Source organism: Streptomyces sp. NRRL B-24572, from assembly GCF_002156145.1.
In the GTDB taxonomy this organism is placed as follows: domain Bacteria; phylum Actinomycetota; class Actinomycetes; order Streptomycetales; family Streptomycetaceae; genus Streptomyces; species Streptomyces vietnamensis.
This window is the reverse complement of sequence record NZ_MWIG01000261.1, coordinates 1-25,369: the sequence shown is the minus strand read 5'-3', so window position 1 is coordinate 25,369 and position 25,369 is coordinate 1. Positions and strand designations below refer to the sequence as shown.

Annotated in this window: 38 protein-coding genes; 35 read left to right on the top strand and 3 right to left on the bottom strand. The window is 67.9% G+C overall.

Going from position 1 to position 25,369, the window contains the following annotated elements:
- The first annotated feature begins 393 nt into the window (after positions 1-393).
- The 31 genes from rpsJ (at position 394) to truA (ending at position 17,678) form a co-directional block, all read left to right on the top strand.
- Complete coding sequence (gene rpsJ / locus CCN56_RS16330; protein ID WP_003948644.1) at positions 394-702, top strand: 30S ribosomal protein S10; 309 nt, start codon at positions 394-396, stop codon at positions 700-702.
- Between the two features lie 13 nt (positions 703-715).
- The gene (gene rplC / locus CCN56_RS16325; RefSeq protein ID WP_030687820.1) at positions 716-1,360 is read left to right on the top strand and encodes a 50S ribosomal protein L3; all 645 of its coding nucleotides are present in this window, start codon (positions 716-718) and stop codon (positions 1,358-1,360) included.
- Positions 1,361-1,367: 7 nt separating this feature from the next.
- Positions 1,368-2,018 carry a 50S ribosomal protein L4 gene (gene rplD / locus CCN56_RS16320; RefSeq protein ID WP_041130774.1) on the top strand — a complete coding sequence of 217 codons (651 nt, stop codon included), beginning with the start codon at positions 1,368-1,370 and terminating at the stop codon, positions 2,016-2,018.
- Positions 2,018-2,341 carry a 50S ribosomal protein L23 gene (rplW, locus tag CCN56_RS16315; RefSeq protein WP_041130775.1) on the top strand — a complete coding sequence of 108 codons (324 nt, stop codon included), beginning with the start codon at positions 2,018-2,020 and terminating at the stop codon, positions 2,339-2,341. Before rplD ends, rplW begins: the two co-directional genes overlap by 1 nt.
- A 40-nt stretch (positions 2,342-2,381) precedes the next feature.
- Positions 2,382-3,218 (top strand): 50S ribosomal protein L2, encoded by an 837-nt coding sequence (gene rplB, locus CCN56_RS16310; RefSeq protein ID WP_030208986.1) that lies wholly within the window; start codon positions 2,382-2,384, stop codon positions 3,216-3,218.
- A gap of 12 nt (positions 3,219-3,230) precedes the next feature.
- Complete coding sequence (gene rpsS, locus CCN56_RS16305; RefSeq protein ID WP_015035577.1) at positions 3,231-3,512, top strand: 30S ribosomal protein S19; 282 nt, start codon at positions 3,231-3,233, stop codon at positions 3,510-3,512.
- 42 nt (positions 3,513-3,554) lie between these two features.
- Positions 3,555-3,902: a 50S ribosomal protein L22 gene (rplV, locus tag CCN56_RS16300; RefSeq protein WP_031012097.1), complete on the top strand. Its 348-nt coding sequence runs from the start codon at positions 3,555-3,557 to the stop codon at positions 3,900-3,902.
- Positions 3,902-4,741, top strand: a complete 840-nt coding sequence (gene rpsC, locus CCN56_RS16295) for a 30S ribosomal protein S3 (RefSeq protein ID WP_041130776.1) — start codon at positions 3,902-3,904, stop codon at positions 4,739-4,741. Before rplV ends, rpsC begins: the two co-directional genes overlap by 1 nt.
- 5 nt (positions 4,742-4,746) lie before the next feature.
- Positions 4,747-5,166 (top strand): 50S ribosomal protein L16, encoded by a 420-nt coding sequence (gene rplP / locus CCN56_RS16290; protein WP_017239579.1) that lies wholly within the window; start codon positions 4,747-4,749, stop codon positions 5,164-5,166.
- Positions 5,166-5,390 carry a 50S ribosomal protein L29 gene (gene rpmC, locus CCN56_RS16285; RefSeq protein ID WP_017239580.1) on the top strand — a complete coding sequence of 75 codons (225 nt, stop codon included), beginning with the start codon at positions 5,166-5,168 and terminating at the stop codon, positions 5,388-5,390. Before rplP ends, rpmC begins: the two co-directional genes overlap by 1 nt.
- Positions 5,390-5,671 (top strand): 30S ribosomal protein S17, encoded by a 282-nt coding sequence (gene rpsQ / locus CCN56_RS16280; protein WP_030208995.1) that lies wholly within the window; start codon positions 5,390-5,392, stop codon positions 5,669-5,671. Before rpmC ends, rpsQ begins: the two co-directional genes overlap by 1 nt.
- 97 nt (positions 5,672-5,768) lie before the next feature.
- Positions 5,769-6,137: a 50S ribosomal protein L14 gene (gene rplN / locus CCN56_RS16275; RefSeq protein WP_003956455.1), complete on the top strand. Its 369-nt coding sequence runs from the start codon at positions 5,769-5,771 to the stop codon at positions 6,135-6,137.
- Between the two features lie 2 nt (positions 6,138-6,139).
- Positions 6,140-6,451 (top strand): 50S ribosomal protein L24, encoded by a 312-nt coding sequence (gene rplX, locus CCN56_RS16270; RefSeq protein ID WP_041130777.1) that lies wholly within the window; start codon positions 6,140-6,142, stop codon positions 6,449-6,451.
- Positions 6,448-7,005 carry a 50S ribosomal protein L5 gene (gene rplE / locus CCN56_RS16265; RefSeq protein WP_086827578.1) on the top strand — a complete coding sequence of 186 codons (558 nt, stop codon included), beginning with the start codon at positions 6,448-6,450 and terminating at the stop codon, positions 7,003-7,005. The genes rplX and rplE overlap by 4 nt, the downstream gene beginning before the upstream one ends.
- Positions 7,006-7,010: 5 nt before the next feature.
- Positions 7,011-7,196 (top strand): type Z 30S ribosomal protein S14, encoded by a 186-nt coding sequence (locus tag CCN56_RS16260; RefSeq protein ID WP_003948630.1) that lies wholly within the window; start codon positions 7,011-7,013, stop codon positions 7,194-7,196.
- 208 nt (positions 7,197-7,404) lie between these two features.
- Positions 7,405-7,803, top strand: a complete 399-nt coding sequence (rpsH, locus tag CCN56_RS16250) for a 30S ribosomal protein S8 (protein ID WP_041130779.1) — start codon at positions 7,405-7,407, stop codon at positions 7,801-7,803.
- A 21-nt stretch (positions 7,804-7,824) separates the two neighbouring features.
- Positions 7,825-8,364: a 50S ribosomal protein L6 gene (gene rplF / locus CCN56_RS16245; RefSeq protein ID WP_086827576.1), complete on the top strand. Its 540-nt coding sequence runs from the start codon at positions 7,825-7,827 to the stop codon at positions 8,362-8,364.
- 3 nt (positions 8,365-8,367) lie between these two features.
- A complete protein-coding gene (rplR, locus tag CCN56_RS16240; RefSeq protein WP_030687809.1) occupies positions 8,368-8,751 on the top strand; it encodes a 50S ribosomal protein L18 in 384 nt (127 codons plus the stop codon).
- A 45-nt stretch (positions 8,752-8,796) separates the two neighbouring features.
- Complete coding sequence (gene rpsE, locus CCN56_RS16235) at positions 8,797-9,399, top strand: 30S ribosomal protein S5 (RefSeq protein WP_015035588.1); 603 nt, start codon at positions 8,797-8,799, stop codon at positions 9,397-9,399.
- The gene (gene rpmD, locus CCN56_RS16230) at positions 9,399-9,581 is read left to right on the top strand and encodes a 50S ribosomal protein L30 (protein WP_041130781.1); all 183 of its coding nucleotides are present in this window, start codon (positions 9,399-9,401) and stop codon (positions 9,579-9,581) included. The genes rpsE and rpmD overlap by 1 nt, the downstream gene beginning before the upstream one ends.
- Before the next feature lies 1 nt (position 9,582).
- Positions 9,583-10,038, top strand: coding sequence for a 50S ribosomal protein L15 (rplO, locus tag CCN56_RS16225; protein WP_030687807.1), 456 nt, complete (start codon positions 9,583-9,585; stop codon positions 10,036-10,038).
- A 214-nt stretch (positions 10,039-10,252) separates the two neighbouring features.
- On the top strand, positions 10,253-11,572 hold the full coding sequence (gene secY / locus CCN56_RS16220) for a preprotein translocase subunit SecY (RefSeq protein ID WP_041130782.1): 1,320 nt from the start codon (positions 10,253-10,255) through the stop codon (positions 11,570-11,572).
- Positions 11,572-12,219 (top strand): adenylate kinase, encoded by a 648-nt coding sequence (locus tag CCN56_RS16215; protein WP_086827574.1) that lies wholly within the window; start codon positions 11,572-11,574, stop codon positions 12,217-12,219. Before secY ends, CCN56_RS16215 begins: the two co-directional genes overlap by 1 nt.
- Before the next feature lie 97 nt (positions 12,220-12,316).
- Complete coding sequence (map, locus tag CCN56_RS16210; RefSeq protein WP_041130784.1) at positions 12,317-13,168, top strand: type I methionyl aminopeptidase; 852 nt, start codon at positions 12,317-12,319, stop codon at positions 13,166-13,168.
- A 324-nt stretch (positions 13,169-13,492) separates the two neighbouring features.
- Positions 13,493-13,714, top strand: a complete 222-nt coding sequence (gene infA, locus CCN56_RS16205; RefSeq protein WP_003956442.1) for a translation initiation factor IF-1 — start codon at positions 13,493-13,495, stop codon at positions 13,712-13,714.
- A gap of 59 nt (positions 13,715-13,773) precedes the next feature.
- Complete coding sequence (rpmJ, locus tag CCN56_RS16200) at positions 13,774-13,887, top strand: 50S ribosomal protein L36 (protein WP_003956441.1); 114 nt, start codon at positions 13,774-13,776, stop codon at positions 13,885-13,887.
- A gap of 189 nt (positions 13,888-14,076) precedes the next feature.
- Positions 14,077-14,457 (top strand): 30S ribosomal protein S13, encoded by a 381-nt coding sequence (rpsM, locus tag CCN56_RS16195; protein ID WP_015035595.1) that lies wholly within the window; start codon positions 14,077-14,079, stop codon positions 14,455-14,457.
- 66 nt (positions 14,458-14,523) lie between these two features.
- Positions 14,524-14,928 (top strand): 30S ribosomal protein S11, encoded by a 405-nt coding sequence (gene rpsK / locus CCN56_RS16190; protein ID WP_003956432.1) that lies wholly within the window; start codon positions 14,524-14,526, stop codon positions 14,926-14,928.
- A gap of 157 nt (positions 14,929-15,085) precedes the next feature.
- A complete protein-coding gene (locus CCN56_RS16185; protein WP_004946635.1) occupies positions 15,086-16,108 on the top strand; it encodes a DNA-directed RNA polymerase subunit alpha in 1,023 nt (340 codons plus the stop codon).
- A 145-nt stretch (positions 16,109-16,253) separates the two neighbouring features.
- A complete protein-coding gene (gene rplQ / locus CCN56_RS16180; RefSeq protein WP_031012120.1) occupies positions 16,254-16,724 on the top strand; it encodes a 50S ribosomal protein L17 in 471 nt (156 codons plus the stop codon).
- 93 nt (positions 16,725-16,817) lie between these two features.
- Positions 16,818-17,678, top strand: a complete 861-nt coding sequence (truA, locus tag CCN56_RS16175; RefSeq protein WP_086827572.1) for a tRNA pseudouridine(38-40) synthase TruA — start codon at positions 16,818-16,820, stop codon at positions 17,676-17,678.
- Here truA and CCN56_RS16170 read toward each other — a convergent pair.
- Entirely contained in the window at positions 17,646-18,617 is a 972-nt protein-coding gene (locus CCN56_RS16170) for a hypothetical protein (protein WP_086827571.1), read from the bottom strand. The genes truA and CCN56_RS16170 overlap by 33 nt on opposite strands.
- Positions 18,618-18,673: 56 nt before the next feature.
- Between CCN56_RS16170 and CCN56_RS16165 the strand changes: the two genes are divergently transcribed.
- The 4 genes from CCN56_RS16165 (at position 18,674) to glmM (ending at position 23,160) form a co-directional block, all read left to right on the top strand.
- The gene (locus CCN56_RS16165; protein WP_373412858.1) at positions 18,674-20,296 is read left to right on the top strand and encodes an ABC-F family ATP-binding cassette domain-containing protein; all 1,623 of its coding nucleotides are present in this window, start codon (positions 18,674-18,676) and stop codon (positions 20,294-20,296) included.
- A gap of 389 nt (positions 20,297-20,685) precedes the next feature.
- A complete protein-coding gene (rplM, locus tag CCN56_RS16160) occupies positions 20,686-21,129 on the top strand; it encodes a 50S ribosomal protein L13 (RefSeq protein WP_041130788.1) in 444 nt (147 codons plus the stop codon).
- 44 nt (positions 21,130-21,173) lie between these two features.
- Positions 21,174-21,686 (top strand): 30S ribosomal protein S9, encoded by a 513-nt coding sequence (gene rpsI, locus CCN56_RS16155; protein ID WP_015035601.1) that lies wholly within the window; start codon positions 21,174-21,176, stop codon positions 21,684-21,686.
- A gap of 115 nt (positions 21,687-21,801) precedes the next feature.
- Positions 21,802-23,160, top strand: coding sequence for a phosphoglucosamine mutase (gene glmM / locus CCN56_RS16150; protein ID WP_086827568.1), 1,359 nt, complete (start codon positions 21,802-21,804; stop codon positions 23,158-23,160).
- A 95-nt stretch (positions 23,161-23,255) separates the two neighbouring features.
- Here the strand turns inward: glmM and CCN56_RS16145 are convergent, their stop codons facing one another.
- Together CCN56_RS16145 and coaA are read right to left on the bottom strand one after the other, a co-directional pair.
- Positions 23,256-24,206 carry a DUF389 domain-containing protein gene (locus tag CCN56_RS16145; RefSeq protein ID WP_086827566.1) on the bottom strand — a complete coding sequence of 317 codons (951 nt, stop codon included), beginning with the start codon at positions 24,204-24,206 and terminating at the stop codon, positions 23,256-23,258.
- Positions 24,207-24,224: 18 nt separating this feature from the next.
- Complete coding sequence (gene coaA / locus CCN56_RS16140; protein ID WP_256961991.1) at positions 24,225-25,331, bottom strand: type I pantothenate kinase; 1,107 nt, start codon at positions 25,329-25,331, stop codon at positions 24,225-24,227.
- Positions 25,332-25,369: the final 38 nt, after the last annotated feature.

Sequence of the window (25,369 nt, the reverse complement as noted above, 5' to 3'; positions counted from 1 at the left end):
GGCGCATGGGCGTACGTGACGTGGGGTACAGTCTTCGACCCCGATTGGCGGCCGGAAGGCCCCGTATGGCAGACTGTCCAAGTTGCTCGGTTGAGTGCCGATGCTGCGCGCCTCCCGTCGGGAGGACCGGAAGCGAGTCCCACAGTACTCGTCGCTCCTTCTCAGGAGCGGACGTACGGGAATCTTCTGGGAAGCGTCAGCGGGGTGCCGACCAGGCACCCGGTGGGTGTTCCGCCCCCGGCCCGCGGTCTTCGGGACCGCGCCCCCTTGGTTGGGAAATCCTCAGGGATTTCTGCGTAGAGGGAGCGCGACACGCCCGACCGCGTGGGTCGGAGACAGGACGCGAACGTGCCGGGTTCCAGAGCGTTACGAGACAAAGGACTACTAGTAGCCATGGCGGGACAGAAGATCCGCATCCGGCTCAAGGCCTACGACCACGAGGTCATCGACTCCTCGGCGAAGAAGATCGTCGAGACGGTGACCCGCACTGGTGCGTCGGTCGCGGGCCCGGTGCCGCTGCCCACTGAGAAGAACGTGTACTGCGTCATCAAGTCGCCGCACAAGTACAAGGACTCGCGCGAGCACTTCGAGATGCGCACGCACAAGCGCCTCATCGACATCCTCGACCCCACGCCGAAGACGGTTGACTCGCTCATGCGTCTCGACCTGCCGGCGGGCGTCGACATCGAGATCAAGCTCTGAGGTGACGCGCGAGATGGCTAAGAACATCAAGGGCATCCTGGGCGAGAAGCTCGGCATGACGCAGGTCTGGGACGAGAACAACCGGGTCGTCCCGGTGACCGTCGTCAAGGCCGGCCCGAATGTCGTGACCCAGGTCCGTACGAACGACGTCGACGGCTACGAGTCGGTCCAGATCGCCTTCGGCGAGATCGACCCGCGCAAGGTGAACAAGCCCCTCAAGGGTCACTTCGCCAAGGCCGACGTCACCCCGCGCCGCCACCTGGTGGAGCTCCGCACCGCTGACGCCTCCGAGTACACGCTCGGCCAGGAGATCACCGCCGAGGTCTTCGAGGCCGGCGTGAAGGTCGACGTCACGGGCAAGAGCAAGGGCAAGGGCTTCGCCGGTGCGATGAAGCGCCACAACTTCCGTGGTGGCAAGGCCTCGCACGGTGCCCACCGCGTGCACCGCAAGCCCGGTTCGATCGGTGGCTGCGCCACCCCGGGCCGTGTCTTCAAGGGCATGCGCATGGCCGGTCGCATGGGCAACGAGCGTGTGACCACCCAGAACCTGACCGTCCACGCCGTTGACGCCGAGAAGGGTCTGCTGCTCATCAAGGGCGCCGTCCCCGGCCCCAACGGTGGCCTCGTCCTGGTCCGCACCGCGGCCAAGGGGGTTTGAGGAACCGATGAGCACCATTGACATCCTTTCGCCGTCTGGCGACAAGGCCGGGACCGTCGAGCTCCCCGCGGAGATCTTCGGCGCCAAGGTCAGCGTCCCGCTGATCCACCAGGTCGTCGTCGCGCAGCTGGCCGCGGCCCGTCAGGGCACGCACAAGACCAAGACCCGTGGCGAAGTCCGCGGTGGTGGCAAGAAGCCTTACCGCCAGAAGGGCACCGGCCGCGCCCGTCAGGGTTCGACCCGCGCCCCGCAGTTCGCCGGTGGTGGCGTCGTGCACGGTCCCGTGCCGCGTGACTACTCGCAGCGGACCCCGAAGAAGATGAAGGCCGCCGCCCTCCGCGGTGCCCTGTCGGACCGGGCGAACCACTCCCGCATCCACGTCGTCACCGGCGTGGTCGAGGGTGGCATCTCCACCAAGGCCGCCAAGACGCTGTTCGGCAAGATCTCGGAGCGCAAGAACCTGCTCCTGGTCGCCGAGCGCTCCGACGAGGCCGCGTGGCTGTCCGCTCGTAACCTGCCCCAGGTGCACATCCTGGAGCCGGGCCAGCTCAACACGTACGACGTGATCGTCTCCGACGACGTGGTCTTCACCCAGGCCGCCCTCGAGTCCTTCGTGTCTGGCCCCCAGACCGCTGAGACCGAAGGGAGCGACGCCTGATGACTGAGGCCGTCGTCACCAGCAAGACCTTCTCGGACCCGCGCGACATTCTCGTCAAGCCGGTCGTCTCGGAGAAGAGCTACGCCCTGCTGGACGAGAACAAGTACACGTTCATCGTCGCGCCTGGCTCCAACAAGACCCAGATCAAGCAGGCCGTCGAGGCGGTCTTCTCGGTCAAGGTCACCGGGGTCAACACGATCAACCGCCAGGGCAAGCGCAAGCGCACCCGCACCGGTTTCGGCAAGCGCGCCAACACCAAGCGCGCCATCGTGACCCTTGCTGAGGGCAACCGTATCGACATCTTCGGCGGTCCGACCGCCTAACGGCGGTCTGGATCGTCCGGAATCGGACGAGGACTGAGAAATGGGAATCCGCAAGTACAAGCCGACTACGCCGGGCCGTCGCGGCTCCAGCGTTGCCGACTTCGTCGAGATCACGCGGTCCACGCCGGAGAAGTCGCTGGTCCGCCCCCTGCACAGCAAGGGCGGCCGTAACAACACCGGTCGTGTGACCGTCCGTCACCAGGGCGGTGGCCACAAGCGCGCCTACCGTGTGATCGACTTCCGTCGTCACGACAAGGACGGCGTGCCGGCCAAGGTCGCTCACATCGAGTACGACCCCAACCGCACCGCGCGCATCGCGCTCCTCCACTACGTGGACGGCGAGAAGCGCTACATCATCGCCCCCAAGGGTCTGACCCAGGGCGACCGCGTCGAGAACGGCCCGGGCGCGGACATCAAGCCCGGCAACAACCTGGCGCTCCGCAACATCCCGGTCGGTACCACGATCCACGCGATCGAGCTCCGTCCCGGTGGCGGCGCCAAGTTCGCCCGCTCGGCCGGTGCCTCCGTGCAGCTGCTGGCGAAGGAGGGCACGATGGCCCACCTCCGCATGCCGTCCGGTGAGATCCGTCTCGTCGACGCCCGCTGCCGCGCCACCATCGGCGAGGTCGGCAACGCCGAGCAGTCGAACATCAACTGGGGCAAGGCCGGCCGCAAGCGCTGGCTTGGCGTTCGCCCGACCGTCCGCGGTGTGGCGATGAACCCGGTCGACCACCCGCACGGTGGTGGTGAGGGCAAGACCTCCGGTGGTCGCCACCCGGTCTCCCCGTGGGGTCAGAAGGAGGGTCGTACTCGTTCGCCGAAGAAGGCTTCGAACAAGTACATCGTCCGCCGCCGCAAGACGAACAAGAAGCGCTAGGAGCGGGTTTAGATGCCGCGCAGTCTCAAGAAGGGACCCTTCGTCGACGGCCACCTCGTCAAGAAGGTGGACGCCCAGAACGAAGCCGGTACCAAGAACGTCATCAAGACCTGGTCCCGTCGCTCGATGATCATCCCGGCCATGCTCGGCCACACGATCGCGGTGCACAACGGCAAGACCCACATTCCGGTGTTTGTCACCGAGTCGATGGTCGGCCACAAGCTCGGCGAGTTCTCGCCGACGCGCACCTTCCGGGGTCACGTGAAGGACGACCGGAAGTCGAAGCGCCGCTAGTAGCGGGGTGGAATGACCATGACAGACACTGGAAGGACAACCATGGAAGCCAGGGCCCAGGCGCGGTACATCCGCGTCACGCCCATGAAGGCCCGCCGCGTGGTGGACCTTATCCGTGGCATGGACGCCACGGAGGCTCAGGCGGTCCTGCGTTTCGCCCCGCAGGCCGCGAGCGTGCCGGTTGGCAAGGTGCTGGACAGCGCCATCGCCAATGCCGCGCACAACTACGACCACACGGACGCCTCTTCGCTGTACATCAGCGAGGCGTTCGTCGATGAGGGCCCGACCCTGAAGCGGTTCCGTCCGCGTGCCCAGGGCCGTGCCTACCGGATCCGTAAGCGGACCAGCCACATCACCGTGGTCGTCAGCAGCAAGGAAGGAACCCGGTAATGGGCCAGAAGGTTAACCCGCATGGGTTCCGGCTCGGCATCACCACGGACTTCAAGTCCCGCTGGTACGCCGACAAGCTGTACAAGGACTACGTCAAGGAAGACGTCGCCATCCGTCGGATGATGACGTCCGGCATGGAGCGCGCCGGCATCTCGAAGGTTGAGATCGAGCGCACCCGTGACCGCGTGCGGGTGGACATCCACACCGCTCGTCCCGGCATCGTCATCGGCCGCCGTGGCGCCGAGGCCGACCGCATCCGCGGCGACCTCGAGAAGCTCACGGGCAAGCAGGTCCAGCTGAACATCCTCGAGGTCAAGAACCCCGAGATGGACGCCCAGCTGGTCGCCCAGGCCGTTGCCGAGCAGCTCTCCTCCCGCGTCTCCTTCCGTCGCGCCATGCGTAAGAGCATGCAGGGCACGATGAAGGCCGGCGCCAAGGGCATCAAGATCCAGTGCGGCGGTCGTCTCGGCGGCGCCGAGATGTCCCGCTCGGAGTTCTACCGCGAGGGCCGTGTGCCCCTGCACACGCTCCGCGCGAACGTCGACTACGGCTTCTTCGAGGCCAAGACCACCTTCGGCCGCATCGGCGTGAAGGTCTGGATCTACAAGGGCGACGTCAAGAACATCGCCGAGGTCCGCGCCGAGAACGCCGCTGCCCGTGCGGGTAACCGCCCGGCCCGTGGCGCCGGCGCTGGCGACCGCCCGGCCGGCCGTGGTGGCCGTGGTGGCGAGCGTGGCGGCCGCGGCCGCAAGCCGCAGCAGTCGGCTCCGGCCGCCGAGGCCCCCAAGGCCGACGCCGCCGCCGCTGCTCCGGCTGAGAGCACCGGAACGGAGGCCTGACCGACATGCTGATCCCCCGTAGGGTCAAGCACCGCAAGCAGCACCACCCGAAGCGCTCCGGCGCCAGCAAGGGTGGTACGCAGGTTGCGTTCGGCGAGTACGGCATTCAGGCCCTCACGCCGGCGTACGTGACCAACCGCCAGATCGAGGCGGCTCGTATCGCGATGACCCGCCACATCAAGCGTGGCGGCAAGGTCTGGATCAACATCTACCCGGACCGCCCGCTGACGAAGAAGCCCGCCGAGACCCGCATGGGTTCCGGTAAGGGTTCTCCGGAGTGGTGGATCGCGAACGTCAAGCCGGGTCGGGTGATGTTCGAACTGTCCTACCCGAACGAGAAGATCGCGCGCGAGGCCCTGACCCGTGCGGCCCACAAGCTGCCGATGAAGTGCAAGATCGTGAAGCGCGAAGCAGGTGAGCTGTGATGTCGGCCGGTACCAAGGCGTCCGAGCTGCGCGAGCTGGGCAACGAGGAGCTTCTCAACAAGCTCCGCGAGGCCAAGGAAGAGCTGTTCAACCTCCGCTTCCAGGCGGCGACCGGTCAGCTCGAGAACCACGGTCGGCTCAAGTCCGTCCGTAAGGACATCGCCCGGATCTACACCCTGATGCGTGAGCGTGAGCTGGGCATCGAGACGGTGGAGAACGCCTGATGAGCGAGAGCAACGTGACTGAGAAGACCGAGCGCAACGCTCGCAAGGTCCGCGAGGGCCTGGTCGTCAGCGACAAGATGGACAAGACCGTCGTCGTCGCTGTCGAGGACCGCGTCAAGCACGCGCTGTACGGCAAGGTCATCCGCCGTACGAACAAGCTCAAGGCTCACGACGAGCAGAACGCTGCCGGCATCGGCGACCGCGTCCTCCTGATGGAGACCCGGAAGCTGTCCGCCACGAAGCACTGGCGCGTCGTCGAGATCCTCGAGAAGGCCAAGTAATTACTCGAGGGGTTTCCCTCGGGTCAGTTCCGCCAGGCTCGGCAGGGGCTTCTTCTGAAGCCCCTGCCGGGAACCGGCAGACAATCAGGAGATAGACGTGATCCAGCAGGAGTCGCGACTGCGTGTCGCCGACAACACTGGTGCCAAGGAGATCCTTTGCATCCGTGTTCTCGGTGGCTCCGGTCGCCGCTACGCGGGCATCGGTGACGTCATCGTCGCCACCGTCAAGGACGCGATCCCCGGTGGCAACGTGAAGAAGGGTGACGTCGTCAAGGCGGTCATCGTTCGCACCGTCAAGGAGCGCCGCCGCCAGGACGGCTCGTACATCCGCTTCGACGAGAACGCCGCTGTCATTCTCAAGAACGACGGCGACCCTCGTGGCACCCGTATCTTCGGCCCGGTCGGCCGTGAGCTGCGCGAGAAGAAGTTCATGAAGATCATCTCGCTCGCGCCGGAGGTGCTGTAAGCATGAAGATCAAGAAGGGCGACCTGGTCCAGGTCATCACCGGTAAGGACAAGGGCAAGCAGGGCAAGGTCATCACGGCCTTCCCCGCCGAGAACCGCGTCCTGGTCGAGGGTGTCAACCGGGTCAAGAAGCACACCAAGGCCGGTCCCTCGCAGGCCGGCGGCATCGTGACGACCGAGGCTCCGGTCCACGTCTCCAACGTCCAGCTGGTCGTGGAGAAGGACGGCAAGAAGGTCGTCACGCGTGTCGGTTACCGCTTCGACGACGAGGGCAACAAGATCCGCGTTGCCAAGCGGACGGGTGAGGACATCTGATGGCTACCACCACTCCGCGTCTCAAGACGAAGTACCGCGAGGAGATCGCGGGCAAGCTGCGTGACGAGTTCAAGTACGAGAACGTCATGCAGATCCCCGGCCTCGTGAAGATCGTGGTCAACATGGGTGTCGGCGACGCCGCCCGTGACTCGAAGCTCATGGACGGTGCCGTCCGTGACCTCACCACGATCACCGGTCAGAAGCCGGCGATCACCAAGGCTCGCAAGTCCATCGCGCAGTTCAAGCTGCGTGAGGGCCAGCCGATCGGTGCGCACGTCACCCTCCGTGGCGACCGCATGTGGGAGTTCCTGGACCGCACCCTGTCGCTCGCGCTCCCGCGCATCCGCGACTTCCGTGGTCTGTCCCCCAAGCAGTTCGACGGGCGTGGCAACTACACCTTCGGTCTCACGGAGCAGGTCATGTTCCACGAGATCGACCAGGACAAGATCGACCGTGTCCGGGGTATGGACATCACCGTGGTGACCACGGCGACCAACGACGCTGAGGGCCGCGCCCTTCTCCGTCACCTCGGCTTCCCGTTCAAGGAGGCGTAAGCGAGATGGCGAAGAAGGCTCTCATCGCGAAGGCTGCCCGCAAGCCCAAGTTCGGCGTGCGTGGCTACACGCGCTGCCAGCGCTGTGGTCGTCCCCACTCCGTGTACCGCAAGTTCGGCCTGTGCCGCGTGTGCCTCCGTGAGATGGCTCACCGTGGCGAGCTGCCGGGCGTGACCAAGAGCTCCTGGTAATCCCCCAGTTGGGATGACCGGAGTCTCTCGGTAAGCATTGGTCGGCGGATGCCCGGCCCCCGCATGCCTTAGGCTTGTGGGGTTGGGCGTCCGCCGCCCTACCGACTTACTACGCCGTAGGTCCCCGCGCCGCACCCGTCCCGCCCCTGTGTGGGGAGAGGGATGGCGCATACAGGAAACCCCGGCGAGAGAGGCCGAAGGCCAATTCATGACCATGACTGATCCGATCGCGGACATGCTGACTCGTCTGCGTAACGCGAACTCGGCATACCACGACTCCGTGACGATGCCGCACAGCAAGATCAAGTCCCACATCGCGGAAATCCTCCAGCAGGAGGGCTTCATCACGGGCTGGAAGGTCGAGGACGCCGAGGTCGGCAAGAACCTCGTGCTCGACCTCAAGTTCGGTCCGAACCGTGAGCGCTCCATCGCGGGCATCAAGCGGATCTCGAAGCCGGGCCTCCGGGTTTACGCAAAGTCCACCAACCTGCCGAAGGTCCTCGGCGGCCTGGGCGTGGCGATCATCTCCACGTCCCACGGTCTCCTGACCGGCCAGCAGGCGCAGAAGAAGGGCGTGGGTGGGGAAGTCCTCGCCTACGTCTGGTAGTCGGGAACGGAGGAATAGCTAATGTCGCGTATTGGCAAGCTCCCCATCACGGTTCCCGCCGGCGTGGACGTCACCATCGAGGGCCGCACGGTCACGGTCAAGGGTTCCAAGGGCACCCTGACCCACACCGTCGCCGCGCCGATCGAGATCGTTAAGGGCGAGGATGGCGTGCTCAACGTCAACCGTCCGAACGACGAGCGTCAGAACAAGGCCCTGCACGGCCTGTCCCGCACGCTGGTGGCCAACATGATCACCGGTGTGACCCAGGGGTACGTGAAGGCGCTCGAGATCAGCGGTGTCGGTTACCGCGTGGCCGCGAAGGGCTCCGCTCTGGAGTTCCAGCTCGGCTACAGCCACCCGATCCTGGTCGAGGCGCCCGAGGGCATCTCGTTCAAGGTCGAGTCGCCGACCAAGTTCTCGGTCGAGGGCATCGACAAGCAGAAGGTCGGCGAGGTCGCCGCCAACATCCGCAAGCTTCGCAAGCCCGACCCCTACAAGGCCAAGGGCGTGAAGTACGCGGGCGAGGTCATCCGCCGCAAGGTCGGAAAGGCTGGTAAGTAAGCCATGGCATACGGTGTGAAGATCGCCAAGGGCGACGCCTACAAGGGCGCCGCCAAGAAGCGCCGCCACATCCGCATCCGCAAGAACGTGTCGGGTACGGCGGAGCGTCCGCGCCTCGTCGTGACGCGTTCCAACCGCGGTATCACCGCTCAGGTCATCGACGACCTCAAGGGCCACACCCTTGCGTCGGCGTCGACCCTGGACGCGTCGATCCGTGGCGGCGAGGGTGACAAGTCCGCGCAGGCCAAGCAGGTCGGCGCCCTGGTCGCCGAGCGCGCCAAGGCCGCCGGTGTCGAGGCTGTCGTGTTCGACCGTGGTGGCAACAGGTACGCCGGGCGCATTGCCGCTCTGGCTGACGCCGCCCGCGAAGCCGGGCTGAAGTTCTAAGCCCCGGTTCCGGGACTAACGGACGTAACAGAGAGAGGTAATCCAATGGCTGGACCCCAGCGCCGCGGCAGCGGTGCCGGTGGCGGCGAGCGGCGGGACCGGAAGGGTCGCGACGGTGGCGCTGCCGCCGAGAAGACCGCGTACGTTGAGCGCGTTGTCGCGATCAACCGCGTCGCCAAGGTTGTCAAGGGTGGTCGTCGCTTCAGCTTCACCGCGCTCGTCGTGGTGGGTGACGGTGACGGCACCGTAGGTGTCGGTTACGGCAAGGCCAAGGAAGTTCCCGCGGCCATCGCCAAGGGCGTCGAGGAAGCCAAGAAGAACTTCTTCAAGGTTCCCCGCATCCAGGGCACCATCCCTCACCCGATCCAGGGCGAGAAGGCCGCGGGCGTCGTCCTGCTCAAGCCGGCTTCCCCCGGTACCGGTGTTATCGCCGGTGGCCCGGTGCGCGCCGTGCTCGAGTGCGCCGGCGTTCACGACATCCTGTCGAAGTCGCTCGGCTCCGACAACGCGATCAACATCGTGCACGCGACCGTGGAGGCCCTGAAGGGCCTGCAGCGTCCCGAGGAGATCGCGGCTCGCCGCGGTCTGCCCCTCGAGGACGTCGCTCCCGCGGCTCTGCTCCGTGCGCGTGCTGGGGCGGGTGCGTAATGGCTCGCCTCAAGGTCACGCAGACGAAGTCGTACATCGGCAGCAAGCAGAACCACCGCGACACCCTCCGTTCCCTGGGCCTCAAGCGCCTGGGTGACGTGGTTGTCAAGGAGGACCGCCCCGAGTTCCGCGGCATGGTGCACACCGTCCGCCACCTCGTGACGGTCGAGGAGGTTGACTGACATGGCGGAGAACAACCCGCTGAAGGCCCACAACCTCCGTCCCGCCCCGGGCGCCAAGACCGCCAAGACCCGTGTGGGTCGTGGTGAGGCGTCGAAGGGTAAGACGGCCGGTCGTGGTACGAAGGGCACGAAGGCCCGCTACCAGGTTCCGGAGCGCTTCGAGGGTGGCCAGATGCCGCTCCACATGCGCCTCCCGAAGCTGAAGGGCTTCAAGAACCCCTTCCGCACCGAGTACCAGGTCGTGAACCTGGACAAGCTCACCGCGCTCTACCCGCAGGGTGGCGAGGTCACGGTGGCCGACCTGGTCGCCAAGGGTGCCGTTCGCAAGAACCAGCTCGTCAAGGTCCTGGGCCAGGGCGAGGTCTCCGTGGCGCTGCAGGTGACGGTCGACGCCGTCTCCGGCTCCGCCAAGGAGAAGATCGCCGCCGCCGGCGGCACCGTCACCGAGCTCGTCTGAGACGACTCGATGGCCTGAACATCCGACCGGGGATGCCTCCCAAAAGGGGCATCCCCGGTTGGTCGTTCCTAGGGGGGCATGGTCGCCGGTAAGGTGGCGTGCACTGTCTAGGCTCCGTGCGGTATGCCCGCACGGAATTGATGACCGATACCCAAATCGTCGAACCTCAAGACCGTCACCCTTGACGCATAGCGCGGGGGTCGCAGGAGGCACCGTGCTCACCGCGTTCGCCCGGGCGTTCAAGACGCCCGACCTGCGCAAGAAGCTGCTCTTCACGCTCGCCATCATCGTGCTGTACCGCCTCGGGGCCCACATCCCGGTACCCGGCGTCAGCTACGAGGCCGTCCAGCAGTGTGTCAAGCAGGCCAGCGAGGGCAACAACAGCCTGTTCGGCCTGGTCAACATGTTCAGTGGCGGAGCGCTGCTGCAGATCACCATCTTCGCGCTCGGCATCATGCCGTACATCACGGCGAGCATCATCCTGCAGCTGCTGACCGTCGTGATCCCCCGCCTCGAAGCCCTCAAGAAGGAGGGTCAGGCCGGCACTGCCAAGATCACGCAGTACACCCGGTACCTGACCGTGGCGCTCGCCATCCTCCAGGGCACCGGTCTCGTCGCGACCGCCAAGAGCGGTGCGCTCTTCAGCGGCTGCATCGTCGCCGACCAGGTCGTGCCCGACCAGTCGATCTTCACCATCGCCACCATGGTCATCACCATGACCGCGGGCACCTGCATCGTCATGTGGCTCGGTGAGCTGATCACGGACCGCGGCATCGGCAACGGCATGTCGATCCTGATGTTCATCTCGATCGCCGCCGGCTTCCCGGGCGCCCTGTGGGCCATCAAGCAGAGCGGCAAGCTCGCCAAGGGCTGGATCGAGTTCGGCACCGTCATCCTTATCGGCTTCGTGATGGTGGCCCTCGTGGTCTTCGTCGAGCAGGCCCAGCGACGCATCCCGGTCCAGTACGCGAAGCGCATGATCGGCCGGCGTTCCTACGGCGGTACGTCCACTTACATCCCGTTGAAGGTGAACCAGGCGGGTGTGATTCCTGTCATCTTCGCGTCGTCGCTTCTCTACATCCCGGCCTTGATCGCGCAGTTCTCGAACAGCACGGCGGGCTGGAAGACCTGGATCGAAGCCCACTTCGTCAAGGGTGACCACCCGTATTACATCGCCGCGTACTTCCTCCTGATCGTGTTCTTCGCCTTCTTCTACGTGGCGATCTCGTTCAACCCCGAGGAAGTTGCGGACAACATGAAGAAGTATGGTGGCTTCATCCCGGGTATCCGGGCTGGTCGACCTACTGCCGAGTACCTGAGCTACGTGCTCAACCGGATCACTTGGCCGGGCTCGCTGTACTTGGGTCTGATCGCTCTTGTGCCGACGATGGCGTTGGCAGGCTTCGGTGGCGCCAATGCCAACTTCCCCTTCGGTGGAACGAGCATCCTCATCATCGTGGGTGTGGGGCTGGAGACCGTGAAGCAGATCGAGAGCCAGCTCCAGCAGCGCAATTACGAAGGGTTCCTCCGCTGATGCGAATCGTCCTCGTCGGACCGCCCGGTGCGGGCAAGGGCACGCAGGCCGCGTACCTCGCCAAGAACCTGGGCATCCCGCACATCTCTACGGGCGACCTGTTCCGTGCCAACATCTCGCAGGGCACGCCGCTGGGCGTAGAGGCGCAGTCGTACATGAAGGCCGGCCAGCTCGTGCCGGACTCCGTGACGATCGGGATGGCCGAGGACCGCATGCGCCAGGCGGACGCCGAGGGCGGCTTCCTGCTCGACGGCTTCCCGCGGAACGTGGCCCAGGCCGAGGCCCTGGACGCGTTCCTCAAGGCCAGTGGCATCGAGCTGGACGCGGTCCTGGACCTTGAGGTCCCCGAGGACGAGGTCGTGAAGCGGATCGCGGGTCGCCGCATCTGCCGCAACGACTCCTCGCACGTCTTCCACGTCTCGTACAACGCTCCGAAGACCGAGGGCGTCTGCGACGTCTGCGGCGGCGAGCTGTACCAGCGTGACGACGACAACGAGGAGACCGTCCGCAAGCGCCTGGCGGTCTACCACACGGAGACCGAGCCGATCATCGACTACTACCGGTCGCAGGACCTGGTCTCGACGATCTCGGCGCTCGGCAAGGTGGACGAGGTCACCGCCAAGGCGATGGACGCGCTCAAGAAGTAACCCCTGGTTCGTTCGATACGGCCGCGGTGCCCCTCGGGGGCGTCGCGGCCGTATCGTTGTTCTGTTCCCCGTACTCGATGGAAAGGCCGCGGCCACGATGGTGCAGATCAAGACCCCCGAGCAGATCGCGAAGATGCGCGAGGCGGGGCTGGTCGTCGCCGCCATCCACGCGGCGACGCGCGAGGCGGCCGTGCCGGGCGCCACGACGAAGGACCTGGACGAGGTCGCGCGGAAGGTCATCGCCGACCACGGCGCGAAGTCGAACTTCCTCGGGTACGGCGGCTTCCCCGCGACGATCTGCACCTCGGTGAACGAGGTCGTCGTCCACGGCATCCCCGACGACAAGACCGTCCTCAAGGACGGCGACATCATCTCGATCGACTGCGGCGCGATCGTGGACGGCTGGCACGGCGACGCGGCGTACACCGCCTTCGTCGGCACCGGTCACGCCCCGGAGCTGATCGAGCTCTCCCGGGTGACCGAGGAGTCGATGTGGGCCGGCATCGCGGCCATGAAGCTCGGCAACCGTCTGGTGGACATCTCGAAGGCGATCGAGACGTACATCAAGCGGCAGCCGCGGCCGGCCGTGGGCGACCACAGCAAGGGCCGCTACGGCATCATCGAGGACTACGGCGGCCACGGCATCGGCACCGAGATGCACATGGACCCGCACCTGCTGAACTACGTCTCCCGCAAGCGCGGCAAGGGCCCGAAGCTGGTCCCCGGCCTCTGCCTGGCGATCGAGCCGATGGTCTCCCTGGGCACCCCGCAGACGGAGGTCCTGAAGGACGACTGGACGGTCATCACGACGGACGGCACCTGGTCCTCCCACTGGGAGCACTCGGTGGCCCTCACCGAGGCCGGCCCCCTGGTCCTCACGGCGGTCGACGGCGGCAAGGCGAAGCTGGCGGAGCTGGGCGTGACGGCGGCGCCGGACCCGCTGGCGTAGCGCCGGTCCCGGGCGCCGACCACGCGTAGGCCGGCGGCGCCCGGGCCCAGGTCCGGCGGACGGAGTCCGGCGCAGCGGGCCGAAGCCCGTGAGGCGCCCCCGGGCGCCGAGCCCGCGAGGGCTGCGTCGGGGGTCGGGTCGGCGGCGCCGGACCCGCCGGCGTAGCGGATTCGTCCTTCGCGTAATGATCTTCTACCGTGGGCAGACTTCCCGATTCGTCTTTTCCTGGGGCCTGACGTAGACTGATGCGTCGGCTCTCGTGTACCCGTGTGCCTGCACACGGCGGCGAGAGTCGATCAAGGTAGCCGATTCGAAAGGCGAAGCGTGGCCAAGAAGCAAGGTGCCATCGAAATCGAGGGCACCGTGATCGAGTCCCTCCCGAACGCCATGTTCAAGGTGGAGCTCCAGAACGGTCACAAGGTCCTCGCGCACATCTCCGGCAAGATGCGGATGCACTACATCCGAATCCTCCCGGACGACCGGGTCGTCGTGGAGCTCTCTCCGTACGACCTGACGCGTGGCCGGATCGTCTACCGGTACAAGTAGATCTTGCCGTACCCGCCTCCGCGCGGGTGGTGGCACTGACCCGGAGAACCTCACATCCCATGAAGGTCAAGCCGAGCGTCAAGAAGATCTGCGACAAGTGCAAGGTGATCCGCCGTCACGGCCGGGTCATGGTCATCTGCGACAACCTGCGCCACAAGCAGCGCCAGGGCTGACGCACGCCGACCGACCTGCATTTCGCAGTTCTTCGCGCGACGCATAGCAATACGTACATACGCAGAGCCCGTCCGACCGTGTCCCACGGTTGACGGCACCTCCGGCGGGGGCCGGGGACCCGACCTGTACCTCATACGGCAGCCGGGAACGGTTCTGCAGCAGACCCCCGAGAACACAGGAGCCATTGAATGGCACGCGTTTCCGGTGTTGACATCCCGCGCGAAAAGCGTGTGGTGGTCGCACTCACCTACGTCTTCGGCATCGGGCGTACCCGGTCCGAGGAGATCCTCGCCGCGACCGGCGTGAACCCGTCCACCCGTGTCCGCGACCTTGCCGAGGAAGACCTCGTCAAGATCCGCGAGTACGTGGACGCCAACCTCCAGACCGAGGGTGACCTCCGCCGCGAGATCGCCGCCGACATCCGCCGCAAGGTCGAGATCGGCTGCTACCAGGGTCTGCGCCACCGTCGTGGCCTGCCCGTCCGCGGTCAGCGCACCAGCACGAACGCTCGTACCCGCAAGGGCCCGCGTCGCGCCATCGCCGGCAAGAAGAAGCCGGGCAAGAAGTAGTCCTCAGCGGACGCTTGACCAAGCGGTCTTCGCTGTAGGACCGACCACCTCCCGTAGGAGAACGACATGCCCCCCAAGGGTCGTCAGGGCGCTGCCAAGAAGGTGCGCCGCAAGGAAAAGAAGAACGTCGCTCACGGCCACGCGCACATCAAGAGCACGTTCAACAACACGATCGTCTCGATCACGGACCCCTCGGGCAACGTGATCTCCTGGGCCTCCGCCGGCCACGTCGGCTTCAAGGGCTCGCGCAAGTCCACCCCGTTCGCCGCGCAGATGGCCGCCGAGTCGGCCGCTCGCCGCGCGCAGGAGCACGGCATGCGCAAGGTCGACGTCTTCGTCAAGGGTCCCGGCTCCGGCCGTGAGACCGCGATCCGCTCCCTCCAGGCCACGGGCCTCGAGGTCGGCTCGATCCAGGACGTCACCCCCACGCCGCACAACGGCTGCCGTCCCCCCAAGCGCCGCCGCGTCTGACGCTTTCGGCTGCTTGACCTGGGCTTTCGGGCGGTGCGCCCCCTTTCGGGGGCGTACCGCCCGTACCCTTGCAGTACGTGCAGCAAAACCATCGGGCTGCCGCCCGGTGGCCGAGGACGTCAAATAGTGGGCGTCCACGACTGAAGGAATCACAGACATGCTTATCGCTCAGCGTCCGTCGCTGACCGAAGAGGTCGTCGACGAGTTCCGCTCCCGGTTCGTCATCGAGCCGCTGGAGCCGGGCTTCGGTTACACCCTCGGCAACTCCCTCCGCCGTACCCTCCTCTCCTCGATCCCGGGTGCCGCCGTCACCAGCATCCGCATCGACGGTGTCCTGCACGAGTTCACCACCGTGCCGGGCGTCAAGGAGGACGTCACCGACCTCATCCTCAACATCAAGCAGCTGGTCGTCTCCTCGGAGCACGACGAGCCGGTCGTGATGTACCTGCGCAAGCAGGGACCGGGTCTGGTCACCGCCGCCGACATCGCGCCCCCGGCCGGTGTCGAGGTCCACAACCCCGACCTCGTTCTGGCGACCCTGAACGCCAAGGGCAAGCTGGAGATGGAGCTGACCGTCGAGCGCGGTCGCGGCTACGTCTCCGCCGTCCAGAACAAGCAGGTCGGCCAGGAGATCGGCCGCATCCCGGTCGACTCCATCTACAGCCCCGTGCTGAAGGTCACCTACAAGGTCGAGGCGACCCGAGTCGAGCAGCGCACCGACTTCGACAAGCTCATCGTCGACGTCGAGACCAAGCAGGCCATGCGTCCGCGTGACGCCATGGCGTCCGCCGGCAAGACCCTGGTCGAGCTGTTCGGTCTCGCCCGCGAGCTGAACATCGACGCCGAGGGCATCGACATGGGCCCGTCCCCGACGGACGCCGCCCTCGCCGCCGACCTGGCGCTGCCGATCGAGGAGCTCGAGCTCACCGTTCGCTCGTACAACTGCCTCAAGCGTGAGGGCATCCACTCCGTGGGTGAGCTCGTCGCCCGCTCCGAGGCCGACCTGCTCGACATCCGCAACTTCGGTGCGAAGTCGATCGACGAGGTCAAGGCGAAGCTGGCCGGCATGGGCCTGGCCCTGAAGGACAGCCCGCCCGGATTCGACCCGACCGCTGCCGCCGACGCGTTCGGCGCGGACGACGACGCCGACGCCGGCTTCGTCGAGACCGAGCAGTACTAGTCGCAGTCTTGCTGCGGACCGGTTCCGGCCGGTCGCGCAGTTCCCCGCGCCCCTGTGGGGCGCGGGGTCTCCGACGGGTGACCGCCCGCTCGGACACTGACATCGGTACCTCATACGGCCGGTGCAGATCACAAGGAGAAACACCATGCCGCGTCCCGCGAAGGGTGCCCGCCTCGGCGGTTCCGCCGCGCACGAGAAGCTGCTCCTCGCCAACCTGGCGAAGTCGCTCTTCGAGCACGGCCGCATCACCACGACCGAGGCCAAGGCCCGTCGCCTGCGTCCGGTCGCCGAGCGCCTGATCACCAAGGCGAAGAAGGGCGACATCCACAACCGTCGCCTGGTGCTGCAGACGATCACCGACAAGGGCATCGTCCACACCCTCTTCACCGAGATCGCCCCGCGTTACTCGGAGCGTCCGGGTGGCTACACCCGCATCACCAAGATCGGCAACCGTCGTGGCGACAACGCCCCGATGGCCGTGATCGAGCTGGTCGAGGGCGAGATCGCCAAGAAGGCGACCGTCGCCGAGGCCGAGGCCGCCACCAAGCGCGCCGTCAAGGAGGCCGACGAGGCCGCCGCCGTCGAGGCGACCGAGGACGAGGCGAAGGACGCGTAAGCGTTTTTCGTACGTTTCTCGTGAGCGGGCCCGTACCCCCTGGGGTGCGGGCCCGTTCCGTCGTGTGTGACGTGTGTTTGAGAGGATCTTCGCGTGAGCGATGACGTGCAGGACGGGTTCGTACGGGTACGCCTTGACCTTTCGTACGACGGCAAGGACTTCTCCGGCTGGGCCAAGCAGGCCCAGGGGCAGCGGACCGTGCAGGGAGAGATCGAGGACGCCCTGCGGACCGTGACCCGGTCCAAGGAGACGTACGAGCTGACCGTCGCCGGCCGGACCGACGCCGGGGTGCACGCGCGCGGCCAGGTCGCCCACGTCGACCTGCCCGTGGAGCTGTGGGCCGAGCACCGGGACAAGCTGCTGCGGCGGCTCGCGGGGCGGCTCTCGCACGACGTGCGGGTGTGGAAGGTCGAGGAAGCCCCTGCCGGGTTCAACGCGCGGTTCTCCGCCATCTGGCGCCGTTACGCCTACCGCGTCACCGACAACCCCGGCGGCGTCGACCCGCTGCTGCGCGGGCACGTGCTCTGGCACGACTGGGCCCTCGACGTGGACGCCATGAACGAGGCCGCCACCGCGCTCGTCGGCGAGCACGACTTCGCCGCGTACTGCAAGAAGCGCGAGGGCGCCACCACCATCCGCACGCTCCAGGTGCTGCGCTGGGAGCGGCGGGACGACGGGATCCTGGAGGCGACCGTCAAGGCGGACGCCTTCTGCCACAACATGGTCCGCTCGCTCGTCGGCGCCCTGCTCTTCGTCGGCGACGGCCACCGGCCGGTCGACTGGCCCGGCAAGGTGCTCGCCGCCGGCGTCCGGGACTCGGCCGTCCACGTCGTACGGCCGCACGGCCTCACCCTCGAAGAGGTCGGCTACCCGGAGGACGCGCTGCTCGCCGCCCGCAGCCGGGAGGCGCGCAACAAGCGGTCACTCCCCGGAGCCGGCGGCGGCTGCTGCTGAGGCCTGGGCGCGGCCCCGGGCGTAGATCTGGTTGAAGGCGAAGGTGCCGAGGTCGTCGCTGGACTGGAAGACGGGCTTGTCGGCCTTGGTGACCTTCTTGCCGTTGGCGAAGCCGGCCTGGGTGAAGTACGCGTACCGGCCGATCGCGTTCGAGCGGCGCAGGCAGACCGTGGCGTGGCAGAAATCACCCACGCCCCCGCCCACCAGGGGCGCGATGCCGCCGGTGGCCTGGTCCTTCGCCTTCTGGGCCGCCGCCTCGGACGGGAAGACGGCGACGCCGACGGTGATCGCCACGCCGTCCTTCACGTAGGTGGCGCGCAGTACCCGCTGGCAGCCGTTCCGCTTCAGGACCGTGCCGAGGCCGCCTTGGGTGACGGCCGCGCAGTTGGTCGTGGCGGAGGTCGTGCCCTTCTTGTACGCGCGGCCGTTCATGCTCATCTTCTTGCCCGGGAAGAGGCCCTCGGCGGTGAGCGGGGCCTTGTCCTTCTTCGGGTCCGAGATGTAGTCCTTCGGGTTCGGCGGGGGCGGCGGCGCCACCGACGAGAACGTCGGCTCGGGGGTCGGCGTGCCGGTGGGGGAGACCGTGCCGGTGGGGAGCGGGCCGTTCTTGGCCTCGTCGTTCTTCTTGTTGGTGCTCACGACGGCGGTCGCGACGATCGCGCCCACGGCCACCGTGGCCAGGACGCCGCCGGCGATCAGCAGGAGGCGCTTGCGGCGGCCGCGCGAGGCCGAGGCGTCGGCCAGGGCGCCCCAGTCGGGGGTGTCACCGCTGCCCTGGGCGCCCGGGAAGGGGTTCGGCTGCTGGGGCGGTGGATACCCGTAGCCCGGCTGCTGCCCGTTCCCCTGCTGCGGCGGGTACCCGTACCCGGGCTGCTGTCCGTACCCCTGCTGCCCCTGCTGCTGCGGCTCCTGCGGCCACTGCGGTCCCCCAAAGCTCATGCCGCGCATCCTAAACCGGTTGGGCCGGGCCGACGCGGGCGGTGACAATGCATCCCATGGGACATGTCGAGGCCGCGCATCTGGAGTACTACCTTCCCGACGGGAGGGTCCTGCTCGGGGACGCCTCCTTCCGGGTCGGGGAGGGGGCCGTCGTCGCCCTCGTCGGGGCCAACGGCGCCGGCAAGACCACACTGCTCCGGATGATCGCCGGAGAGCTCCAGCCGCACGGCGGCACGGTCACGGTCAGCGGCGGGCTCGGCGTGATGCCGCAGTTCGTCGGCTCCGTACGGGACGAGTCCACCGTCCGCGACCTGCTGGTCTCCGTCGCCCAGCCCCGGATCCGGGAGGCCGCGAAGGCCGTCGACGCGGCCGAGCACCTGATCATGACCGTCGACGACGAGGCCGCGCAGATGAAGTACGCGCAGGCCCTCAGCGACTGGGCCGAGGTGCAGGGGTACGAGGCCGAGACCCTCTGGGACATCTGCACGATGGCCGCGCTCGGCGTCCCGTACGAGAAGGCGCAGTTCCGTGAGGTGCGGACGCTCTCCGGCGGCGAGCAGAAGCGGCTCGTCCTGGAGTCGCTGCTGCGCGGGCCCGACGAGGTGCTGCTCCTCGACGAGCCGGACAACTACCTCGACGTGCCCGGCAAGCGGTGGCTGGAGGAGCGGCTGCGGGAGACCCGCAAGACCGTGCTCTTCATCTCCCACGACCGGGAGCTGCTCTCCCGGGGCGCGCAGAAGATCATCGCGGTCGAGCCCGGCCCGGCCGGCTCCGACGTCTGGGTGCACGGCGGCGGCTTCGACACCTTCCACGAGGCCCGGCGGGAGCGGTTCGCCCGCTTCGAGGAGCTGAAGCGGCGCTGGGACGAGAAGCACGCGCAGCTGAAGAAGCTGGTCGTCAACCTGCGGCAGGCGGCCGCGGTCAGCCACGAGATGGCCTCCCGGTACGCGGCGGCGCAGACCCGGCTGAAGAAGTTCGAGGAGGCGGGGCCGCCGCCGGAGCCGCCGCGCGAGCAGGACATCCGCATGCGGCTGCGCGGCGGGCGGACCGGGGTGCGGGCCGTGACCTGCGAGAACCTTGAGCTGACCGGGCTGATGAAGCCGTTCTCGCTCGAGATCTTCTACGGGGAGCGGGTCGCCGTCCTCGGCTCGAACGGGTCCGGGAAGTCGCACTTCCTGCGGCTGCTCGCGGGGGATCCGACGGTCGCCCACACGGGGATGTGGAAGCTCGGCGCGCGGGTCGTGCCGGGGCACTTCGCGCAGACCCACGCCCACCCCGAGCTGGCCGGGCGGCCGCTCGTCGACATCCTGTGGACCGAGCACGCCAAGGACCGGGGCGCGGCGATGTCGGTGCTGCGGCGGTACGAGCTGGAGCGGCAGGGGGACCAGCCGTTCGACAAGCTGTCGGGCGGGCAGCAGGCGCGGTTCCAGATCCTGCTCCTGGAGCTGGCGGGTACCACTGCGCTGCTGCTCGACGAGCCGACGGACAACCTGGACCTGGAGTCGGCGGAGGCGCTGCAGGACGGGCTCGAGTCGTACGACGGGACCGTGATGGCCGTCACGCACGACCGGTGGTTCGCGAAGAGCTTCGACCGGTTCCTGGTCTTCGGGTCGGACGGGGTCGTACGGGAGACGTCGGAGCCGGTCTGGGACGAGCGGCGGGTCGAGCGGGCGCGGTGACCTGGGGCGGTCGGCGGGAGACCCGGCCCCGGGCCACGGCCGGCGGACGGAGTCCGGCGCAGCCGGGCGAAGCCGGGGAGGCCCCCTGGGGCCGGGCCGTGCGAGCGCGGCGTGGGGAGAGGTCGAGCGGCGGGTCGAGCGGGCGCGGTGACCCCGGGCGGGCGCGGTGGGGTCGGCGCGTTTTGACCCGTCCGGGGTGGCGCGGGTACTGTTGCGGTTTGTTATGCGTATTGGCTTCGCCGTTCTCACGCGAGGGGCCCTTACGCAAGTTCCCTGGAGCAGTTACCAGTGGCTCGCATACGGGCGGTGACCCGGCAGTGCAGGCCCCAGCTGCATGATCGCTTCAGGTGTGTCTGGACTCCATCCACTGAAGAAGCGAAGGCTACGAAGTGCGTACGTACAGCCCCAAGCCCGGCGATGTCACTCGCCAGTGGCACATCATCGACGCGCAGGACATCGTCCTGGGCCGTCTGGCGACCACGGCTGCGAACCTCCTGCGAGGCAAGCACAAGCCGGTCTACGCCCCCCACATGGACATGGGCGACTTCGTCATCATCATCAACGCTGACAAGGTCCACCTGTCCGGCAACAAGAAGACCCAGAAGATGGCCTACCGCCACTCTGGCTTCCCGGGTGGTCTGCGCTCCGTCCGTTACGACGAGCTGCTCGACAAGAACCCCGAGAAGGCCGTCGAGAAGGCCATCAAGGGCATGATCCCCAAGAACTCCCTGGGCCGTCAGATGCTCTCGAAGCTGAAGGTCTACGCGGGCGAGAACCACCCGCACGCTGCCCAGCAGCCGGTTCCGTTCGAGATCACCCAGGTCGCGCAGTAATCCCGGCCACACCCCCTAAGAACGAAAGAAATCTGAGGAGCATCGTGGCCGAGACCACCCCCGAGACCCCCGTCGACGAGTTCGAGGGCGTTGAGGAGTACACCACCGAGACCGAGCTCGTCGAGGGTGAGTACACCTCCGAGTCGCTCGCGTCCCGCTTCGGCGACCCGCAGCCGGCCGCCGGCCTGGGCCGTCGCAAGAACGCCATCGCCCGCGTCCGGATCGTTCCGGGCACCGGCAAGTGGAAGATCAACGGGCGTACGCTCGAGGACTACTTCCCGAACAAGGTCCACCAGCAGGAAGTCAACGAGCCCTTCAAGGTGCTCGAGCTCGACAACCGCTACGACGTCATCGCCCGCATCGCGGGTGGCGGTGTCTCCGGCCAGGCCGGCGCCCTGCGCCTCGGCGTGGCCCGTGCGCTGAACGAGGCGGACGTCGAGAACAACCGCCCGGCGCTGAAGAAGGCCGGCTTCCTCTCCCGTGACGACCGTGCGGTCGAGCGGAAGAAGGCCGGTCTCAAGAAGGCCCGCAAGGCTCCGCAGTACAGCAAGCGCTAATCACGCCTGCTCGCTGCTTTCGTACGCCCCGGCGGCACTGCCCGTGCCGTCGGGGCGTACGTTTTTTCATAACCTCTTTCTCTTTCGCTTGGGCACGTATTTTCGGAGGACAGCTGTGGGACGACTCTTCGGCACGGACGGCGTACGCGGTGTCGCCAACGCGGACCTGACGGCGGAGCTGGCGCTCGGCCTGTCCGTCGCGGCCGCGCACGTGCTCGCCGAGGCGGGCACCTTCGAGGGCCACCGGCCCACCGCCGTGGTCGGACGTGACCCGCGCGCCTCCGGAGAGTTCCTCGAAGCGGCCGTCGTGGCCGGCCTCGCCAGCGCCGGCGTCGACGTGCTGCGCGTCGGCGTCCTGCCGACCCCGGCCGTGGCCCACCTCACCGGCGTCCTCGGCGCCGACCTCGGCGTGATGCTCTCCGCCAGCCACAACGCCATGCCCGACAACGGCATCAAGTTCTTCGCCCGCGGCGGCCACAAGCTCGCCGACGAGCTGGAGGACAAGATCGAGACCGTGTACGAGGAGCACCGCACCGGCGCCCCCTGGGAGCGCCCGACCGGTGCCGGCGTCGGCCGCGTCCGCGACTTCGGCGAGGGCTTCGAGACGTACGTCGCCCACCTGATGTCCGTACTCCCCAACCGTCTCGACGGGCTGAAGATCGTCCTCGACGAGGCCCACGGCGCCGCCTCCCACGTCTCGCCCGAGGCCTTCTCCCGGGCCGGCGCCCAGGTCGTCACCATCGGCGCCGAGCCGGACGGCCTCAACATCAACGACGGCTGCGGCTCCACCCACCTCGACCTGCTGAAGGCCGCCGTCGTCGAGCACGGCGCCGACCTGGGCATCGCCCACGACGGCGACGCCGACCGCTGCCTCGCCGTGGACGCCTCCGGCAACGAGGTCGACGGCGACCAGATCCTCGCCGTGCTCGCCCTCGCCATGCGCGAGGCCGGCACCCTGCGCGGCGACACCGTCGTCGCGACCGTCATGTCCAACCTGGGCTTCAAGCTCGCCATGGAGCGCGAGGGCCTGAACCTCGTCCAGACCGCGGTCGGCGACCGCTACGTCCTGGAGTCCATGAAGGAGAACGGCTACGCCCTCGGCGGCGAGCAGTCCGGTCACGTCATCGTGCTCGACCACGCCACCACCGGCGACGGCACCCTCACCGGCCTGATGCTGGCCGCCCGCGTCGCCGCCACCGGCAAGTCGCTCGCGGACCTCGCCGGCGTCATGGAGCGGCTCCCGCAGATCCTCATCAACGTCAAGGACGTCGACAAGTCCCGGGTCACCACCTCCGGTGAACTCGCCGCCGCCGTCACCGACGCCGAGCGCGAGCTCGGCTCCACCGGCCGGGTCCTGCTGCGCCCCTCCGGCACCGAGCCGCTGGTCCGCGTCATGGTCGAGGCCGCCGACATCGAGCAGGCCCGCGCGGTCGCGCAGCGCCTCGCGGACGTCGTGAAGTCCGCGCTGGGCTAGCCTTTCTGAGGCACCGTCATGCACATGCGTGAGGGCCCGCCGCGCCGGAGGTCCGGTGCGGCGGGCCCTTTCGTACGAGGTGCCCCCGGCCCGCGTCAGCCCCTGCGCAGCCGGCGCTTGAGGCGCCCGCGCTGGGTCCGCCACAGCCGCTGCTGCAGGGCCAGGGTCGCCGTACCCGCGAGCATGATCCCCAGCAGGTTGAGCAGCAGCTGCCCGATCGACCCCCCCATCTGCCCGAACTCGCCGTAGCTGAGCGCCACCGCCGCGTTCGCCGCCGCCGGGACCGTGGTCACCGAGATCGCCACCCCCACCAGGGCGCCCGACTTGGACGACGTCAGGGAGAGGGTGCCGGCCGCGCCCGCCAGCAGCGCCACCACGAACGAGAACGGGTCCGGCTGCCAGATGAAGCTGGTCTGCGGACGTTCCGCGTCCAGCATCGAGTCGCTGAACAGGCCCAGCCAGTCCATGAGCAGGCTGAACAGGGTCGTCGCCAGGATCGCCGTCAGGAAGCCGATGAGCAGCGCCGTCAGCGAGCGGGCCGCCAGCCTCGGCGCCCGTTGCACGATCGCCGTGCACACCCCGGCGAGCGGACCGAACTCCGGGCCGACCGCCATGGCGCCCACGATCAGGATCGTGTTGTCCAGGACGACGCCGCAGGCCGCGATCATCGTCGCGAGCCCCATGAACGAGAGATAGGTGAAGGAGAGCGTCGACTCCTCGTGGGTCGCCTCCGCCAGCTGCTCCCAGATCACGGCGTCCGCGCCCTCGCCGGGGGCATCCTCCTCGGCCGTGTCCGCCCGCGTGGACATCGACAGGTCGATGTTCTCCACCGCGATCGACCCGTCCCGGTCGATCTCCATGTTCCGCAGCCCGTGCAGCAGTTCGTCGGCCGACTCGCGCGCCATGTCGCACAGGACCAGGTCACCGACGGGTTCCCTGGCCGCGCCGGGAAGCACCACCAGGTGCGTGGTGCCGACCGTCGACTCGATCAGCTCGACCGCGGCCGCCGTGCGGTCCGCCGGGACGATCATCCGCAGATGCAACATGGGCCGAGCTTACGGACATCAGAGCTTGCGGAGGCTCAGCCTCTGCACCTTGTGGTCGGAGCCCTTCCGGACGACGAGGGTCGCCCGGCCGCGGGTCGGGGCCACGTTCTCCAGGAGGTTCACCTTGTTGATGGTCCGCCACATCGTGCGGGCGTAGTCGAAGGCCTCCTCCTCGGAGACCTGCGTCCAGCGCCGGAAGTACGAGGACGGGTCCTGGAACGCGGTGTCGCGCAGCTTGCGGAAGCGGTTCAGGTACCAGCGCTCGATGTCCTCGGGGCGGGCGTCCACGTACACCGAGAAGTCGAAGTAGTCGGCGAGACCGACACGGGTGCGGCCGTCCTTGCCGGGCAGGGCCGGCTGGAGGACGTTCAGGCCCTCCACGATGAGGATGTCCGGGCGGCGCACCACGAGCCGCTCGCCGGGCACCCGGTCGTAGATCAGGTGCGAGTAGACCGGTGCCGTGACCTCGTCCTTGCCCGCCTTCACGTCCGCGACGAAGCGGGTCAGGGCCCGGCGGTCGTACGACTCGGGGAAACCCTTCCGGGACATCAGGCCGCGCGCCTTCAGCTCCTCCATCGGATAGAGGAAGGCGTCCGTGGTCACCAGCTCCACGCGCGGGTGCTCGGGCCAGCGGGCGAGCAGCGCCTGCAGGAGGCGGGAGACCGTCGACTTGCCGACGGCCACCGAACCGGCGACTCCTATGACGAAGGGGGTGCCGCGCTGCTCGGCGCTCTCGCCGAGGAAGGTGTTCAGCGCGCCGCGGAGACCGCTGGTGGCCTGCACGTACAGGTTGAGCAGCCGGGAGAGCGGGAGGTAGATGTCCCGGACCTCGTCGAGGTCGATGACGTCCCCGAGACCGCGGAGCCGCTCGACCTCGTCGGCGGTGAGGGGGAGCGGCGTCTTGTCGCGCAGGGCGCTCCACTCGGCCCGGGTGAGGTCGACGTACGGGGTCGCCTCGGACGGCCGGCGGTTCCCGGTCCCGTTCCGGGAGCTGCCGGGGGCGGCGGCCTCTCCGGTCCCGTTCCGGGGGGTCGGCCCGTCTCCGGCGGCCTCTCCGGGGCCGGCGCCGTTGCCGGGATGTCCGTCGGAGTGTCCGTCGGGGCTTCGTGGCGGCGAAGTGATCACGTTGTCATTGTCCCGGGTCGGTGGGGGGTGTGGAGGGT

What these genes read in the sequence shown, in the direction of transcription:
- rpsJ (WP_003948644.1), top strand. Translation starts at nt 394, where the DNA reads ATGGCGGGACAGAAGATCCGCATCCGGCTCAAGGCCTACGACCACGAG.
- rplC (WP_030687820.1), top strand. Translation starts at nt 716, where the DNA reads ATGGCTAAGAACATCAAGGGCATCCTGGGCGAGAAGCTCGGCATGACG.
- rplD (WP_041130774.1), top strand. Translation starts at nt 1,368, where the DNA reads ATGAGCACCATTGACATCCTTTCGCCGTCTGGCGACAAGGCCGGGACC.
- rplW (WP_041130775.1), top strand. Translation starts at nt 2,018, where the DNA reads ATGACTGAGGCCGTCGTCACCAGCAAGACCTTCTCGGACCCGCGCGAC.
- rplB (WP_030208986.1), top strand. Translation starts at nt 2,382, where the DNA reads ATGGGAATCCGCAAGTACAAGCCGACTACGCCGGGCCGTCGCGGCTCC.
- rpsS (WP_015035577.1), top strand. Translation starts at nt 3,231, where the DNA reads ATGCCGCGCAGTCTCAAGAAGGGACCCTTCGTCGACGGCCACCTCGTC.
- rplV (WP_031012097.1), top strand. Translation starts at nt 3,555, where the DNA reads ATGGAAGCCAGGGCCCAGGCGCGGTACATCCGCGTCACGCCCATGAAG.
- rpsC (WP_041130776.1), top strand. Translation starts at nt 3,902, where the DNA reads ATGGGCCAGAAGGTTAACCCGCATGGGTTCCGGCTCGGCATCACCACG.
- rplP (WP_017239579.1), top strand. Translation starts at nt 4,747, where the DNA reads ATGCTGATCCCCCGTAGGGTCAAGCACCGCAAGCAGCACCACCCGAAG.
- rpmC (WP_017239580.1), top strand. Translation starts at nt 5,166, where the DNA reads ATGTCGGCCGGTACCAAGGCGTCCGAGCTGCGCGAGCTGGGCAACGAG.
- rpsQ (WP_030208995.1), top strand. Translation starts at nt 5,390, where the DNA reads ATGAGCGAGAGCAACGTGACTGAGAAGACCGAGCGCAACGCTCGCAAG.
- rplX (WP_041130777.1), top strand. Translation starts at nt 6,140, where the DNA reads ATGAAGATCAAGAAGGGCGACCTGGTCCAGGTCATCACCGGTAAGGAC.
- CCN56_RS16260 (WP_003948630.1), top strand. Translation starts at nt 7,011, where the DNA reads ATGGCGAAGAAGGCTCTCATCGCGAAGGCTGCCCGCAAGCCCAAGTTC.
- rpsH (WP_041130779.1), top strand. Translation starts at nt 7,405, where the DNA reads ATGACCATGACTGATCCGATCGCGGACATGCTGACTCGTCTGCGTAAC.
- rplF (WP_086827576.1), top strand. Translation starts at nt 7,825, where the DNA reads ATGTCGCGTATTGGCAAGCTCCCCATCACGGTTCCCGCCGGCGTGGAC.
- rplR (WP_030687809.1), top strand. Translation starts at nt 8,368, where the DNA reads ATGGCATACGGTGTGAAGATCGCCAAGGGCGACGCCTACAAGGGCGCC.
- rpsE (WP_015035588.1), top strand. Translation starts at nt 8,797, where the DNA reads ATGGCTGGACCCCAGCGCCGCGGCAGCGGTGCCGGTGGCGGCGAGCGG.
- rpmD (WP_041130781.1), top strand. Translation starts at nt 9,399, where the DNA reads ATGGCTCGCCTCAAGGTCACGCAGACGAAGTCGTACATCGGCAGCAAG.
- rplO (WP_030687807.1), top strand. Translation starts at nt 9,583, where the DNA reads ATGGCGGAGAACAACCCGCTGAAGGCCCACAACCTCCGTCCCGCCCCG.
- CCN56_RS16215 (WP_086827574.1), top strand. Translation starts at nt 11,572, where the DNA reads ATGCGAATCGTCCTCGTCGGACCGCCCGGTGCGGGCAAGGGCACGCAG.
- map (WP_041130784.1), top strand. Translation starts at nt 12,317, where the DNA reads ATGGTGCAGATCAAGACCCCCGAGCAGATCGCGAAGATGCGCGAGGCG.
- rpmJ (WP_003956441.1), top strand. Translation starts at nt 13,774, where the DNA reads ATGAAGGTCAAGCCGAGCGTCAAGAAGATCTGCGACAAGTGCAAGGTG.
- rpsM (WP_015035595.1), top strand. Translation starts at nt 14,077, where the DNA reads ATGGCACGCGTTTCCGGTGTTGACATCCCGCGCGAAAAGCGTGTGGTG.
- rpsK (WP_003956432.1), top strand. Translation starts at nt 14,524, where the DNA reads ATGCCCCCCAAGGGTCGTCAGGGCGCTGCCAAGAAGGTGCGCCGCAAG.
- CCN56_RS16185 (WP_004946635.1), top strand. Translation starts at nt 15,086, where the DNA reads ATGCTTATCGCTCAGCGTCCGTCGCTGACCGAAGAGGTCGTCGACGAG.
- rplQ (WP_031012120.1), top strand. Translation starts at nt 16,254, where the DNA reads ATGCCGCGTCCCGCGAAGGGTGCCCGCCTCGGCGGTTCCGCCGCGCAC.
- CCN56_RS16170 (WP_086827571.1), bottom strand. Translation starts at nt 18,617, where the DNA reads ATGAGCTTTGGGGGACCGCAGTGGCCGCAGGAGCCGCAGCAGCAGGGG.
- CCN56_RS16165 (WP_373412858.1), top strand. Translation starts at nt 18,674, where the DNA reads ATGGGACATGTCGAGGCCGCGCATCTGGAGTACTACCTTCCCGACGGG.
- CCN56_RS16145 (WP_086827566.1), bottom strand. Translation starts at nt 24,206, where the DNA reads ATGTTGCATCTGCGGATGATCGTCCCGGCGGACCGCACGGCGGCCGCG.